The following is a 15,155-nucleotide window of genomic DNA, read 5'->3' as shown; positions in this document are numbered from 1 at the left end:
GGTAGTGCATATGGATGAATTACCCTTATCGAGGCATGAGGAAGGTAGAATAGCGGCTTTAAGGTCTTATGATATATTAGATATGTTACCCGAGCAGGATTTTGATAACATTACTCAATTGACGGCACGGGTGTGCAATACACCAATTGCCCTTATTAGCTTTATAGATGACAATGTCCAGTGGATCAAATCGCGGATAGGTCTTGACATGGAAGAACTTTCCCGCGATCAGTCTTTTTGCCGATACACGATACTGGATGATGAACTATTTGAAGTGACCAATCCGCTCGGTGACACCCGATTTGCTAAAAATCCATTGGTTACCGGTGTAAAGAGGATCAGCTATTATGCCGGTGTACCGTTGATCAATAAGGAAGGCTACAGATTAGGCACGCTCTCCATTATGTCGCCTAACCCGCATAAATTAAATGAGGTACAGCGGTCGGCATTCCGTACACTGGCGCAGTCTGTAATGACACTGCTGGAATTGAGAAGGGCAACGAAGGGTAATGAGGCCGGTGGTATTGCGATAACGCAACAACCAGATGCAGATGAAATAGACTTTACTACAAGGGTACTGCTAAGCGAGCAGTTGGCCCAGGCGGAAGCCTTATCTAAGACAGGCAGTTGGGAACTGAACATACATACGCATGATACTACATGGAGCAATGGCTTGTATACCCTGCTGGAAATAAGCGAAGAGGACAGGTATACTGTAGACCGTACCTTGCTTAATTTTGTAGCACCAACAGATAAAGAGAAAGTCAAAGCCGCGTTTGACAGAATATCGGGTGCAGGTGGTACAGAGGAGCAGGATGATTTCAGAAAGGTGACAAAAAAAGGAAAGGACCGCGTAGATACGATAAAAGTAGACCGTGCGGTTACCAAACCATCGAGGCAAACAAATACCGAGATACTGGAGTTTAGAGTTGTGACCAGGAGAGGAACTGAGAAGACGGTAAAAGCGATCATCAGGAAGCGACTGGATAAAGAGCAGCAGCTGGTTGGTCTTTATGGAACGTTGCAGGAGATACTCCCAGCAAAAATAAATGGCGCACAACCGCTTGAAATCAACCTTAAAAATACTGATCAATTCAGGGGTGCACCATTCGGGTATCATGTAACAGATACAAAAGGATACTTTACAGAGATCAACGAAACAGAACTTAGCTGGCTGGGGTATACCAGAGACGAAGTAGTGGGCAGGATGGCTATAAAAGGCATACTGGCGGAAGAGTCGGCAAGGGCATATGCCGATAGTCAATTACTGTTTGAGAAAAATGGTTCATTAAAAGATATACACCTTACGCTAAAAAGTAAGGACGGAACGGAGATAGTAGTAGCTGCTAATTTTACCGCAGTGTATAATGAGGGAGGTTCATTGGCGAGTACGAAGGCTATACTGTTTGACATTACCAAGCTGAAGAAGGCCAATGAGGCACTGGAAGAAAGTGAGGCTATGTATCGCAACCTGATTGAAGAATCGGCCCAGATGCTGTTTACGGCAGATACGCAGGGACGATTTACATTTGTGAGCAGCAGGTTGAAAAAGACCATAGGTTACAGCAACCGCGATCTGCTGGGTAAACTATTTGCCTCGATATATGATGGAGAGTGGCGGAAGAAAGCGATAGCATTTTATAATAAACAATTACTGGATAAGATAGAGGAAACAACCTTTTTGTTTCCCATAATTATACGTACCGGTGAGCGCCTGTGGATAGAACAGGTGGCAACGCTGATCACGAAAAACAATAACATAATAGGGTATCGGTTTGCCCTGTATGACATTACCGAAAGACTGAAGACACAGGAGGCTATGCAGGAAGCGGCCAGGCTGGCTACTGAAGCTAAAGACATGCAGCAGACCTTCCTCGGTAAGATGAGCCATGAGATACGCACACCCATGAATGGTGTGGTGGGTATGGTGAACCTGTTGAATACAACCCAGCTTACACCCGAGCAACAAGAGTTTGTAGACGGTATCAAGGAGTCTTCTGTAAATATGATCCGTATTATCAATGACATTCTTGATGTTACTAAGATACAATCGGGCAAACTGATATTTGAAGAAACCGATTTCGCATTGAAGAACCTGGTGAATGGTGTGATATTCGCATTGAAAGCAGGTGCTGATAAAAAAGGCATACAGCTGATATCGCAGATAGATAGCCAGGTGCCTGATCTGCTTGTAGCAGACCCTGTAAGGCTTAATCAGGTATTGCTTAACCTGGCAGACAATGCACTTAAGTTTACCGAAAAGGGTAGCATAAGCATACAGGTACGCATAAAAGAAAACAGGCCGGATGGTATGAATCTGGAGTTTATTGTAGCGGATACCGGTATAGGTATTCCTGAGAATAAAGTGCAGGCCATATTTGAGAGCTTTACACAGGCCGAAAGTGATACTACCAGGAAGTATGGGGGTACAGGACTGGGCCTTACTATTGCCAAGCAGCTGATAGAGCAGCAAGGTGGTGAGATAAAGGTGATAAGCAGAGAAGGAAAGGGGACCACCTTTACGTTCACTTTCAATTTTAAACTAGCTAAGTCGGCTGAGTTTCTTGAAAATGCTAAGCCTAAAGAGGTGGTATTACATTCGCTGGAAGGCTATCATATACTATTGGTAGAAGACAATGTAATGAACCAGCGCGTGGCGAAATATACCATAGAAAAATGGGGCGCTAAAATGTCTATTGCCGACAGAGGGGCAAAAGCAGTAGATATGGTGGCCCAGAATAACTACGACCTGATACTAATGGACATACAGATGCCCGAGATGAACGGTGTGCAGACGGCGTCTAAAATAAGAAAGGAACTAAAATGTAACACGCCGATCATGGCCATGACAGCATCGGTGATGCAGGGAGAACGAGAGAACTGTGTGAAGGTGGGTATGAACGACTACATCTCCAAGCCCTTTAACCCCGCAGAGCTGAACCAGAAAATATGGGATCTGCTGCCTAAAAAGGAGCATATCGTAGAGAAAAAGATAACTAACATCAACTACCTGCGCAACGCTGTAGGCGGAGACCTGAGTGCCATAAAAGAAATACTGGAGATATACCTTAGCAAAACACCACCATTGCTGGATGCGCTTGAAAATGAAATGGCGGTAAATAAGACCGACAATATTGAGTCTATAGTGCATAATTTAAAGAACTCGGTTGGTATCATTGGTGCGGATGCCCTGTTTCATTTATTAGATACAATAGAAGCCAATCTTCATAAAAAGGAGATAACGCCCGATACTATTAGTATGATCAAAAGAATGATAGTAATGGCCAGACAGTCTATGCGAGAGATCATAGATGAGTATAAGTTATTTTCCATATAATAGGCTAAATAGATGAATTTTATTGTTTTGAGTATGTTGAATTTTGTAAATAAGAAAGTGAATTGTTAATGCTAATTAATTATATTTGCTACCTGAGGACATTTTTTGGACACATATTCTAACATAAGTTTCTAATTATGAGTAAGTTACGGTTACTGTTGTTAGAGGAAGACGAAATTCATGCGAGCAGACTAAGAACCGTATTTGAAGCATCGGAAATAGGATATAACGTTTCTCACGTACAGGCCCACAGCGGTTTTCTTGAAGCATTGGAAGCCGACAATCATGACGTTATTTTATCGGGCAACTTTAAGGAGCAGGAAGGCGTATCGGGAGTCATCAAGACAATAAAAGCGCAGGGTAAGAACATACCTTATATCATCATTACCAACCCCATAAGTGAAGAATATGCAGTGAGCCTGATGAAGGCAGGCACTTTTAATTATGTGCTGAAGGAGCGGTTGGAAAAATTGCCCGGAGCCATACTTCGCGCAATTGAAAAATACAAGCTTAGCGAAACCCGCGAACAATTCCTCAATGACATATTGCCACGTGAAGCCTTTATGAATGAGGCGGAGCGTATAGCGCGCTTTGGCAGCTGGAAAATAGATGTGGACCAGAATACAACATGGTGGTCTGACGAAAATTACCGTATACTCGGGTATGAGCCCGGTGAGGTGGCGGCGTCGTGGGAGCATTTTTTCCTGCGCGTTCATCCCGAAGATCTGGAGTTTGCCAAGAATGTAATAGATGAGGCTATTAAGAATCACGATAAGAAAAAATACGCCTTCAGGGTTCTGAATGAAGCAGGGACAGTTAGCTATATACATGCAGAGATATTCATAACCAGGGATAGCGACTTTATTGTAAGAAAGATCAATGGTTTTCTCCGCGACATGTCGGATCAGGTCAATGCTGAAAAAAGATCGGTTGAGCATGAAGAGAAGTACTTTAATTTATTCGAGAATAACCCCTGCCCACTAACGGTAATAGATGTGGAAAGCAGGGTAATTATGGACGTTAACGTAGCGGCCCAACAGCTACACGGTTACGGTAAGGGAGATATGATTCCGGCTACAGCACATGAGCCGATGCACAATTCGGAATATGTATTATTTGCCGAAACTGCGACTACACAACCAAAACAGAAAGGAATCTGGAAAATAACCAGGAAAGATGGCAGTATATTACTGGCGGCAATTACCTCTACCGAAATTATTGTGGATGGAAAACCCTGCAAGCTGATCTTATCTGAAGATATTTCAGACAGATTGAACAGCATAACCCGCCTGAAAGAAAGTGAAGCACGGCTGCTCAACTCGCAGCGTATTGCCCATATAGGTAGCTGGGAGACTGATCTGAACAATGGTGGTTTGATAAAGTGGAGCGAGGAATCCTACAGAATATTTGGTGTTGATTATCCCAAAGAGACAATTACGGCGGACTTGTTTTTAAGTATAGTACACCCCGACGACCATAAACTGCTGGATGAGGCAGTTGCCAACGCAATAGCCAATGGGGGCGCGTATAATGCAGAATTTCGAATCATACTAAGGAATGGAGTAGAGAGGTTGGTGAGTGAGCTGGGCGAACTGATATTTGACCCGATCACTAATGCTCCTAAGAAACTAGTTGGTACCGCCCAGGATATTACTGAAAGGCGCAATGCCAGGCTACAGCTGCAAAAATCTGAGGCTAATCTACGGAGTATCTTTGAAAACGCGCATACAGCCTATGTGCTGCTGGATTCTGATCTGAAGATTGTGTCATTTAATAAGCCGGCCTTGAGGTTTTCAACTAAGCATCTTGACAAAGACCTTGTTGAAGGTGCGCAGGCGCTTAATTATTTTTCAGACACCACGCTCGCGGTGGTAAGGAAGTCGCTACGCGATGCACTGAACGGGGCCAACATCAATTATGAGGTAAGCTACCCCGATGAGAGTGGCGATGACAAATGGTATTATGCCAATTTTCACCCCGTACGGAGTGATGATAAGGATATACTTGGTGTTATCATGTCTCTAAGAGACATTACAGGGCGCAAGACATCTGAACTACAGGAGAAAAAGATAACCTCTGAGCTGATACAAAGAAATAAAGACCTTGAGCAATTTGCCTACATTATATCACACAACCTCCGCGCTCCGGTAGCCAATATAATGGGCATATCTGATGCACTGAAAGAAGGGTATATAGAAGAGGAGGAAGAAAAAGAGGTGTTTATGACGGGTTTGTTTGACTCGGCTAAAAAGCTGGATATAGTTATTACAGACCTCAACCGCATATTGCAGCTGAAACACGGCCTAAATGAGAATAAAGAGAAAGTACACTTCTCAACCCTGGTGAATGATATTAAGTTTACTATTTCTGGGGTAGGGGAGAATGATATGTTTCAGGTAAAATGCGATTTCTCGGCTGTGGATGAGATGATAACCCTGAAAAGTTATCTGCATAGCATATTCTATAACCTCATTTCTAACAGCATAAAATACAAAAGGCCAGGCATAGTGCCTGTCATAGAGATATCGAGTGCAAAAATAAAGGGTGGATTAGTGCTTACTTTTAGTGATAATGGATTGGGTATAGATATGGAAAAGAATGGCGCGATGCTTTTTGGGCTGTATAAAAGATTCAATTCTCATGTGGCGGAAGGGAAAGGTATGGGGCTTTTTATGGTGAAGACACAAGCCGAAACGCTTGGCGGAAAGATAAGCGTGAAGAGTAGAGTTAATCATGGTACTGAATTCAGAATAGAATTTGCATTATAATTTCTGGCAATTAAATACTACCATTGTAACTCTTAATATCTACCTGAACTATAATTTTATAATTTTAAGTCTATGACACAACCAAATCGCTTTATAGTTATTGATGACGATGCGCTAAATAATAAGATATGCCGTGTGTGTATCGAAAAAATGGATAAGGGCGCAGATGTAGTGACCTTTACAGACCCTAAAGAGGGATTTGATTATGTGGCAAGTGAATATGCAAGAACCGACCACGCTCATAATGCCACACTTTTTCTAGACATTAATATGCCTGTTATGAATGGGTGGGAATTTCTGGAACTATTTGAGAAGCTGGCTGAAAATGTAAAGAACCGTTTGAAGATCTATATCCTTTCTTCTTCTGTAGACAAGAGGGATATGGAAAAGGCTAAGGAAAATAAGAATGTGGTTTATTATCTTATTAAACCATTGACCAAAGAAACCATTGCGTTGATAACATTTGCCCAGAAGAAGAAATAATTGCTCCTATAACTTATATGCAAGAGGTGTGCTGCTATAGATGCTGCACGCCTCTTGTTGTTTTTATTAGTGGGTATTTAGTGCTACATTTTGGGTAATGCTGTATGGTTACCAATGCTTTTGTAAATCTTGCAAGGGCAGGTGTATGTATGAACTGCTCAGGCATGATGTTTTAACCTATGCCACTGCATATGGACAACACAGAACAGCAGCCCACTATAAAAGTTTATCCCTTTTATATAAAGACGCCGGTAATATTGCTGGGGTTAGTTACCTTCTTTTTTATTTTGTTCATCCTTACCGATGTATTGGTGCCGCTGGCCATGTCCTGCCTGTTTGCCATATTGCTCAATCCGCTAGTAAACAGATTGCAAAAGAAGTTGCCAAGAGGAATTGCCATTGCGATCTCATTGGCGACAGGCATATTGTTCGTTGCCGCAATAATCTATTTTCTTTCTCATGAAATAGTGGCCTTCAGTAAATCAATTCCCGCTCTGAAAGCTAAGTCGCTGATGTTTGCAGGGCAACTACAACATTGGGTGGATGATCAGTTTGGGATAGCCATAGAGAAGCAATTGGCAATGGTAAAGAGTGCTGTGCAGAATGGAGGTGTTAGCTTTTCGGCTACCCTGGGGGGCATGCTTGGAGTAGCCTGTATTCTGGTATTGATGCCTATCTACATGTTCCTGCTTTTGTTTTACAAGCCATTGATACTTGATTTTTTATTCAACGTATTTTCTGAAAAGTACTCACTTCGGGTGGCTGAGATATTGGGTGAGGTAAAAACCGCTATACAAAGTTACATAATAGGCCTACTGATAGAAATGGTAATAGTGTCGGCAATGAATAGTGCTGCGCTGATGATATTGGGTGTACGCTCTGCTATATTGCTTGGGGTGATTGGAGGAATACTGAATATGATACCCTACTTGGGCGGACTTGTAGCTATAGCATTACCCCTGCTGATGGCCACCATTACTAAAGATGGCTACACCACACAGCTGGCTATACTGGGAGCTTACCTGGTAATACAGTTTATTGACAACAACATACTGGTACCGAAGATAGTGTCATCTAAAGTAAAGATCAATGCCCTGGTATCGATCATCATAGTGCTTATGGGGGGGCGCACTGTGGGGGCTTTCAGGTATGTTCCTTTCTATTCCCTTCATAGCCATTCTCAAGATCATATTTGACAGGGTAGACGGGCTTAAGCCATGGGGCGCATTGCTGGGCACAGATATTCCTGACAAACACGCCGGAGTAAAATGGCAGGCTAAATGGGAACGGATACTTGGCAGGCAAAAGGCTGCAGAAATAGCAGGGGCGCAAGGCGCACCTGAGGTTGCTGTTATTACTGACAAACAGGTATAGCAATACTACAATAGTGTAAAAGCAGAAAGGGTATTAACCATGCGGTCAATACCCTTTTTGCTTTTATGTACTTTATGCTATTCTCTATTTATTTACTTCCTCTAGTGCAGCAATGATCTTGCTTTCAACTTCGTTAAAGTTCATATCCTGCTTCTGGAAAGTTTTACCGGTAACTACTTCATATAGCTCTATGTAGCGTTCCGATATCTGGCCTGCAATTTCGTCGGTAATTTCTGGTATCTGTTGGCCTTCCTTACCCTGGAACCCATTATCCATCAACCACTCTCTTACAAACTCTTTAGACAGTTGCTTCTGCTGTTCGCCGTTTCTCTGGCGGTCTTCATAACCTTCCATGTAGAAGTAACGTGAGCTGTCTGGTGTGTGGATCTCATCTATCAGGTAGATAGTATCACCTATCTTTCCGAATTCGTACTTGGTATCTACCAGTATCAAACCGCGTCCCTTAGCTATTTCGCGACCACGCTCGAATAAGGCTAGAGTGTAACGCTCCAATTGCTCGTATTCTTTTTCAGATATCAATCCGCTGCTTATGATCTCTTCTCTTGAAATGTCTTCATCATGACCTACATGCGCTTTGGTAGTAGGCGTAAGAATTGGCTTTTCGAAGAAGTCATTTTCCTTCATGCCATCGGGCATTGTCACACCGCACAATTCACTCTGTCCGCTCTTGTAGGTGCGCCATGCATGGCCTGTAAGGTTGCCACGTACCACCATTTCCACGGGGTATGGCTCGCATTTGTAGCCAATAGTGGTATTGGGCAAAGGCATTGATATCTTCCAGTTAGGTACAATGTCTCTTGTGGCATCAAGAAACTGTGCTGCTATCTGGTTAAGTACTTGCCCCTTGTATGGTATTGGGCGAGGCAGCACCACATCGAATGCAGAAATACGATCGCTTACGATCATAACCATGTACTTATCCGCAATGGTATACACATCGCGTACTTTCCCTTTATAAAAATTAGTCTGGCCGGGTAAATTCATATCACCTGTGTTTAACTGTTTTTTTTGGATGGCAAAGATAAGAGTATTGATTGATAGGAGAAAAGATAAATTAGTGAACACTGTAATGAATACAAATAATATTTCATTATCTATAATGTAGCTGTTCGTAACATTTTATGATCGTAGTGTTTTTATAAGATTTAAATGGCATTTGCTATGGGCTTCATTATCATAATACCCGTATATTGCTTTCCGAAATGCAGTTAGAAGTTTTAGATGCGGTGATAAAGGGTGTGCTGGTAGGCTTGTTCATGGCAATATCGGTGGGGCCAACACTCTTTGCGGTCATCAAATATAGTATGGACAACAGCTACAAAGCCGGCCTGGCGTTTGTACTTGGCGTGTCCTTCAGCGATTTTTTGTATGTTACCATTGCTAATGTAGCAGCATCATGGTTGATAGTATTGGGCAAGCATGGCGATATGATAGCCTATATAGGCTCTGCGATCCTTATCATTGTAGGCACTGCCGGTACACTCAGGAAAATGAAGCCTAAGCGGCCTGCGAAAGAAGCCGCAACTATAAGCGGCGCGCACTATGTAAGAATATGGGCTAGCGGTTTTATCATAAATACCATCAATCCGGGAGTTATCATCAGCTGGCTGGCAGCAGTATCAGCTACTGCCAATAAGACAGGAGGGTACAGGCTCATACTCTTCGGTACCTGCCTTGTATTGATACTTTCTATAGATTTCCTTAAAGTATTCCTGGCGGAGAAGATAAGGGTGCTGCTCACTCCACGACGGCTCATCTATGTGCAGCGCGGTTCTTCATTGATCATAGCCTGCCTTGGTGCATTATTACTTGTGAAAACTTTAATGAGCCATGGCACGTAAATTGTTTCTATGTTACTGCTGGTAAGGGGCAAAAGAAGTAAACAAAGGCAAATATATCCCCTTTGTTTTAACCCTTGGTTTTGCTTTGCTTAGGCTTTTTTTAACAGCATTTAATCTACATTTGTTTATAATTCATTAAGTAAAGACTATGTTGAAATTCATGAAGAATAAAATTCTGATACCGCTGTTGATATTGGGTGTTCTTGCTGCTTTCTTTTCGTTTAAGTACAGCGGGAGAAATTCAAGGTCATTAGACGATAAAAGAAAGCTGGTGATAGAGACGGTAATGGCTGCATTGCAACATGAACATTTTTCTCCCCGTCCTATCGACGATACTTTTTCATCGCGTGTTTACAACCGCATGATGGATTATTTTGACTACAGTAAAATGTACTTTACCCGACAGGACGCGCAGAAGCTGGGGGCATTTGAATTTAAGATCGATGATCAAATAAAAGCAGGCTCTATTGAGTTCTTCGATTCATTTGATGCGATCTACCAGAGGCGCATAGCGAGCTCTGAAAAGTACTACCAGGATATCCTTGCGAAGCCATTCACATTTACATCGGATGACCGCCTGCAGATGGACGCAAAGAAGGAACCATATGCTAACGGTGAGGCGGGAATAACTGAAAGGTGGAGAGAAGTACTGAAATACAGAGTATTGGAGAAATATGTGGACCTTAAGGATGCACAGGACAAAAAAGTAAAAGACTCTGCCGACTACAAGAAGAAAACTGATGCAGAGTTGGAAGCACAGGCACGTGAGGATACAAAGAAGTTGTATCAGCGCTTGTACAAGCAAATGCACAAAATGAAGGATGATGATCGTTTCACAGCTTTTGTAAACGCCATTGCTGAAACAGAAGATCCACATACTTCGTATTTTCCGCCTGCAGACAAGACAAATTTTGATGTGTCGATGAGCGGTAGCTTCTTTGGTATAGGCGCAAAGCTTAGAGAGAACCCGGATAACGGGAAGATCATGATAACAGATATCATAACAGGTAGCCCATCGTGGAAGCAGGGAGAGTTGAAGGCTGAAGATGAAATTATTAAAGTAGCACAGGGTGATAAGACTCCGGTAGATGTGCAGGGGTATGATATCAATGATGTGATCAAATTGATACGTGGCCCGAAGGGCACTGAAGTGCGCCTGACTGTGAAAAGACCCGATAATACTATAAAGGTTATACCAATACTAAGGGACGTAATTAACATAGAAGAAACATTTGCGAAGTCGGCTATTATCAATACTAAAGAAGGTAGGGTAGGTTACATATACCTGCCGGAGTTTTATGCCGACTTTAACCACACAAGTGGCCGCAGATGTGCTACCGATGTACTTGAGGAAGTAAAGAAACTGAAAGCTGAAGGTGTAACGGGAATGATATTGGATCTCCGTAACAACGGTGGTGGATCGCTTGGTGATGTGGTGGAAATGGCAGGCATATTTGTAGGTCGTGGTCCGATAGTACAAGTTAAGAATAGTAACTCATCTGTTACTACGCTGCGCTCTTCTATTACCGATACTGCTATTTACTCTGGTCCATTTGCAATAATGGTCAACCAGAACAGTGCATCTGCTTCTGAGATCCTTGCAGCTGCAATGCAGGATTACAACCGTGCGGTAATAGTAGGTGCGCCTACGTATGGTAAGGGTACCGTGCAGAAGCTATTGCCATTGGATGAAATGCTGAACCCGATGACCAGAATGCAACTGGCTAATGATACTTCAAATACTGAACCTTCCATTGGTTCATTGAAGCTGACCATGGAGAAGTTTTACAGGGTGAATGGTGGTTCTACTCAGCTTAAGGGTGTTGTGCCGGATATAGCTTTGCCAGATGCATATGCGTTTTTGGATGACGAAGATATGGGCGAGCGTAAGAACAAGGCCGCATTGCCTTATGATGAGATACCTGCTGCTGCCATCAAGTCTTCGAATGCTGTTGTGAACGTGGGTCAGCTAGCTGCAGTAAGCAAGAGCAGGGTGGCTAACAATCCTACATTTAACCTGATAGAGCAGACAGCTGCATCGCGCAAGAAGAAGATGGATAATAACACGGTTTCTCTGAATGAAAAGACCTACCGCAAAGAGCAGGAAGAAGCAACTGCTATCTCTAAGAAGCTGGAAGAAATACAGAAGAAAGCTACTAATCTGGAGATGAGTAATCTTGCTGCAGATAAAGAAAGGATAAATATAGATACTGTTTCTATCAACAAGAATAAAGATTGGTTGAAGAACGTAAGTAAGGACGTATACATTGGTGAGACCGTTAACATACTGTCAGACCTTGCAAAGTCTACAATGAAGATGTCAGTAAACAAACAGAGAATGAACTAATACTATTGGTTTTTTATAAAGAGAAAGGCAAGCCGCGTGGCTTGCCTTTCTCTTTATAGGTCAGTTTGTGAGCAGTGCTGCTCTGACAAATTAATAACCGAGCATCAGAAATATAGCAGGGAATTTCTCCAGCACAGGTATGTCCTGACGCCAGTCGGCCACGCTCTTTGTTTTGATGAACGCATTGTCGCCGGTGATGTTTTGTGCTATACAGATCTTGGTGTGCGACTGGCAATTCTTCAACATGTCCGCCAGCAGTGAGTTGTTGCGGTAAGGTGTTTCTATAAACAACTGAGTCTGCTTCTCTTTAGCCGAGTGGGCCTCAAGGTAGGTAATGCGTTTGCTGCGCATAGGGTCTTTTACCGGCAGGTAACCATTAAAGGCAAAACTCTGTCCGTTAAGTCCCGAAGCCATTAGTGCGAGTAGTATGGAGCTCGGTCCTGTAAGTGGCATCACCTTAGCATGTTGCAGGTGAGCGATATTAACAAGGTCGGCACCCGGGTCTGCAATGCCGGGGCAACCTGCATCGCTCATAATGCCTATGTTATGGCCTTCTTTCAGCCACTTGCGGAATAATGTCTTGTCTGCACCTTCGTGCTTGGTGATCTCCGAAAACTCTAACGTTTCTATCACCATCTTAGGGTGCAGCGATTTGATGAATCTTCTCGCTACGCGCAGGTCTTCGGCGAAGTAATGCGTTATATGCGCAGTATGCGTAATTACCTCAGGAGATAAGGTATGTAGTGCTCCTTCTACTATAGGCAATGGTATCAGATATACTGCCTGATTCTTTTTTGACATGTTGTTGTTTTTATTTTTTTAGCACTATCCAACTTTGCGCAACAGCAAATTAGCTGTGGCAACTATTCCTTCTTCACGGCCTATGAAGCTCATCTGCTCAGTAGTCGTTGCCTTTATAGAAATATCGTCGGTAGTAATGTGGAGTATCTTAGCTATAGTTTCGCGCATATCATCGGCATACTTCATGATCTTAGGTGCCTGTAGCAGTATTGTACTATCTACATTGACTACACAATAACCACGCTCTGCTATAAGTGTGAAGCACCGCTCCAGCAATATCTTACTGTCTATATTCTTAAAAGATTGGTCGGTATCGGGGAAGTGCTTGCCTATGTCTCCCAGGCTTAAAGCGCCCAGCATTGCATCGCAGATTGCGTGCAGCAGTACGTCAGCATCAGAGTGACCCAATGCACCCTTGGTATGTGGTATCAATACGCCGCCCAGCCAGAATTCACGGCCCTCAACCATTTGATGAAAATCTATTCCTTGTCCTATTCTATACATAGAAGTGTTGTAATGAGTGTCAAAATTAATTTATTCGGGTGGGAATGAGGGATTTAATATAGAAATGGTCCTCATTGAGCTGAAGTGGGCATTATAATTCGGATAAAAAGCGGTAATTTGAATAGAGAACCTATGAATTTCATGAAATACGTAATTGCTATTCTACTAGTCATCATTTCTGCACTGGCATCTTATGGGCAAAAAGTCGGAAACTCGCGTATGACGTATGTTACGTTCAACGATGGCCTTACAGAAGTAATGAAAGGTGACAAATGGGGATATATTGATACTTTAGGTAATCAAATAATAAAATGTCGGTTTGACTATGTTGAGACATTTTACGGCGATTACCAGGACGTGAAAATTGGCGATAAGTATTGTTTTATTGATAGAAAGGGAACTCAGATTATACCTTGTATATATGAATTCGCATACGGATTTAAGTATAATTTTTTTATAGTTCAAAAGAATGGGAAATGGGGCGCTGTTAATAGAAAGAATGAAATTGTTATCCCTTTTCAGTACAGCAATGGGTTGATTTTTGATGAAGAGGGAATTGAATATGTAACAAAAAACGGAAAACGAGGTTGTATAGATACACTAGGAAACGAGGTTGTCCCTATAAAGTACGATGACATAGGATCATTTAGTGACTCTATGGCTTTTGTAAAAGAGAATGATTTGTTTGGGTTCATTAATAAGAAGAATGAATTGGTAATTCCATATCAGTTTGATGATGTGGTCTATGGTTTTACAGATGGGCTATGTAGTGTGAAGAAAAATGGGAAGTATGGATACATTGATAAAACCGGAATGGAAGTTATTCCCTTTAAGTATAACGCGGCAGATTGGTTTTATAGTGGATTGGCTAGGGTTATGCTAAACGGTAAATGGGGGTTTATAGATAAAAATGGTATCGAGGTTGTTCCTTGTCAATTTGATCAGCCAATTTCATTCTCAGTCCATGACGTAGCCGAAATAAAGATGGACGGAAAAATAGGTTACGTTAACAACCGAGGCAAGGTCATTGCTCCTTGTATTTATGACGAATTATTTAGCTCGCTTGGTAAAGACATGATTGTTGTTAAGAGAGATGGCAAGTATGGCTTTATAGATACAACCGGTGTTGAAGTCATACCATGTAAATATGACCAAGCATATGATTTTTTCAATAATAGAGCCGAGGTAAAACAAAGTGATAAGGAATTTTTGATAAATAAATCTAATAAGCGCATTTCCGATTACTATGATGATGTTCGTAATCCAATGTTTTCCCCTGAACCGATTCGAGTAAAGAATAATGGACTATGGGGTTATATTGATTCTAATGGCAAAGCAATTGCTCCTTGCAAATTTGACAATGCAGAGGAGTTTTATAGTGATCTTGCAGCAGTTTGTCTGAATGGTAAATGGGGCTACATCAATTTATCAGGTGAGTTGGTTATACTACCACAATTTGAAAAAGTAAACAGGTTTCAGTATGGGGCTGCCGTTGTTGTTTTAAATGGGAAATTCGGCTATATTGATACGTTTGGAAAACAGATAATTCCTTGTATCTATGACGAGGCAACAAATTTCGATTATGGTGTAGCGCAGGTTAAGAAAGGTATCCGATGGTTCTACATAAAAAGATCTGGTGATGAGATAGTCTTGAATTAGTTGTGGCTTTCTCATTGGTC

Annotated in this window: 11 protein-coding genes; 8 read left to right on the top strand and 3 right to left on the bottom strand. The window is 42.2% G+C overall.

Annotated elements, in window-relative coordinates; all coding sequences use genetic code 11:
- Positions 1 to 10 precede the first annotated feature (10 nt).
- The 5 genes from CJD36_RS18005 to CJD36_RS23725 all read left to right on the top strand — a co-directional run bounded on the left by CJD36_RS18005 (position 11) and on the right by CJD36_RS23725 (position 7,962).
- Positions 11 to 3,337: a PAS domain S-box protein gene (locus CJD36_RS18005; protein WP_105040589.1), complete on the top strand. Its 3,327-nt coding sequence runs from the start codon at positions 11 to 13 to the stop codon at positions 3,335 to 3,337.
- Positions 3,338 to 3,474: 137 nt separating this feature from the next.
- The gene (locus CJD36_RS18000; RefSeq protein ID WP_105040588.1) at positions 3,475 to 6,105 is read left to right on the top strand and encodes a PAS domain S-box protein; all 2,631 of its coding nucleotides are present in this window, start codon (positions 3,475 to 3,477) and stop codon (positions 6,103 to 6,105) included.
- Positions 6,106 to 6,177: 72 nt separating this feature from the next.
- On the top strand, positions 6,178 to 6,588 hold the full coding sequence (locus CJD36_RS17995) for a response regulator (protein WP_105040587.1): 411 nt from the start codon (positions 6,178 to 6,180) through the stop codon (positions 6,586 to 6,588).
- Positions 6,589 to 6,779: 191 nt separating this feature from the next.
- Positions 6,780 to 7,784, top strand: a complete 1,005-nt coding sequence (locus tag CJD36_RS17990) for an AI-2E family transporter (protein ID WP_240609379.1) — start codon at positions 6,780 to 6,782, stop codon at positions 7,782 to 7,784.
- On the top strand, positions 7,738 to 7,962 hold the full coding sequence (locus CJD36_RS23725; protein ID WP_240609378.1) for a hypothetical protein: 225 nt from the start codon (positions 7,738 to 7,740) through the stop codon (positions 7,960 to 7,962). Before CJD36_RS17990 ends, CJD36_RS23725 begins: the two co-directional genes overlap by 47 nt.
- An 84-nt stretch (positions 7,963 to 8,046) precedes the next feature.
- On the opposite strand, the gene CJD36_RS17985 is transcribed toward CJD36_RS23725, so the two are convergent.
- Complete coding sequence (locus tag CJD36_RS17985; protein ID WP_262497524.1) at positions 8,047 to 9,048, bottom strand: phosphoribosylaminoimidazolesuccinocarboxamide synthase; 1,002 nt, start codon at positions 9,046 to 9,048, stop codon at positions 8,047 to 8,049.
- A 137-nt stretch (positions 9,049 to 9,185) separates the two neighbouring features.
- Here CJD36_RS17985 and CJD36_RS17980 point away from each other — a divergent pair, with 137 nt between their 5' ends.
- Both CJD36_RS17980 and CJD36_RS17975 read left to right on the top strand, forming a co-directional pair.
- The gene (locus CJD36_RS17980; RefSeq protein WP_105040585.1) at positions 9,186 to 9,824 is read left to right on the top strand and encodes a LysE family translocator; all 639 of its coding nucleotides are present in this window, start codon (positions 9,186 to 9,188) and stop codon (positions 9,822 to 9,824) included.
- Positions 9,825 to 9,984: 160 nt separating this feature from the next.
- Complete coding sequence (locus tag CJD36_RS17975) at positions 9,985 to 12,171, top strand: carboxy terminal-processing peptidase (protein WP_161499367.1); 2,187 nt, start codon at positions 9,985 to 9,987, stop codon at positions 12,169 to 12,171.
- A 90-nt stretch (positions 12,172 to 12,261) separates the two neighbouring features.
- Here CJD36_RS17975 and CJD36_RS17970 read toward each other — a convergent pair whose 3' ends face one another.
- Complete coding sequence (locus tag CJD36_RS17970) at positions 12,262 to 12,972, bottom strand: SAM-dependent methyltransferase (RefSeq protein ID WP_205685637.1); 711 nt, start codon at positions 12,970 to 12,972, stop codon at positions 12,262 to 12,264.
- Positions 12,973 to 12,996: 24 nt separating this feature from the next.
- On the bottom strand, positions 12,997 to 13,476 hold the full coding sequence (gene ispF / locus CJD36_RS17965) for a 2-C-methyl-D-erythritol 2,4-cyclodiphosphate synthase (RefSeq protein WP_105040583.1): 480 nt from the start codon (positions 13,474 to 13,476) through the stop codon (positions 12,997 to 12,999).
- A 141-nt stretch (positions 13,477 to 13,617) separates the two neighbouring features.
- Between ispF and CJD36_RS17960 the strand changes: the two genes are divergently transcribed.
- The gene (locus tag CJD36_RS17960; RefSeq protein ID WP_161499366.1) at positions 13,618 to 15,135 is read left to right on the top strand and encodes a WG repeat-containing protein; all 1,518 of its coding nucleotides are present in this window, start codon (positions 13,618 to 13,620) and stop codon (positions 15,133 to 15,135) included.
- Positions 15,136 to 15,155 lie beyond the last annotated feature (20 nt).

Source organism: Flavipsychrobacter stenotrophus (assembly GCF_002954265.1).
GTDB classification, from domain to species: Bacteria; Bacteroidota; Bacteroidia; order Chitinophagales; family Chitinophagaceae; genus Flavipsychrobacter; species Flavipsychrobacter stenotrophus.
Note: the sequence above shows the minus strand (reverse complement) of the source record. Positions and strands in the feature narration are given on the sequence as shown.

What these genes read in the sequence shown, in the direction of transcription:
- CJD36_RS18000 (WP_105040588.1), top strand. Translation starts at nt 3,475, where the DNA reads ATGAGTAAGTTACGGTTACTGTTGTTAGAGGAAGACGAAATTCATGCG.
- CJD36_RS17975 (WP_161499367.1), top strand. Translation starts at nt 9,985, where the DNA reads ATGAAGAATAAAATTCTGATACCGCTGTTGATATTGGGTGTTCTTGCT.
- CJD36_RS17970 (WP_205685637.1), bottom strand. Translation starts at nt 12,972, where the DNA reads ATGTCAAAAAAGAATCAGGCAGTATATCTGATACCATTGCCTATAGTA.
- ispF (WP_105040583.1), bottom strand. Translation starts at nt 13,476, where the DNA reads ATGTATAGAATAGGACAAGGAATAGATTTTCATCAAATGGTTGAGGGC.
- CJD36_RS23725 (WP_240609378.1), top strand. Translation starts at nt 7,738, where the DNA reads ATGTTCCTTTCTATTCCCTTCATAGCCATTCTCAAGATCATATTTGAC.
- CJD36_RS17995 (WP_105040587.1), top strand. Translation starts at nt 6,178, where the DNA reads ATGACACAACCAAATCGCTTTATAGTTATTGATGACGATGCGCTAAAT.
- CJD36_RS17980 (WP_105040585.1), top strand. Translation starts at nt 9,186, where the DNA reads ATGCAGTTAGAAGTTTTAGATGCGGTGATAAAGGGTGTGCTGGTAGGC.
- CJD36_RS18005 (WP_105040589.1), top strand. Translation starts at nt 11, where the DNA reads ATGGATGAATTACCCTTATCGAGGCATGAGGAAGGTAGAATAGCGGCT.
- CJD36_RS17960 (WP_161499366.1), top strand. Translation starts at nt 13,618, where the DNA reads ATGAAATACGTAATTGCTATTCTACTAGTCATCATTTCTGCACTGGCA.
- CJD36_RS17990 (WP_240609379.1), top strand. Translation starts at nt 6,780, where the DNA reads ATGGACAACACAGAACAGCAGCCCACTATAAAAGTTTATCCCTTTTAT.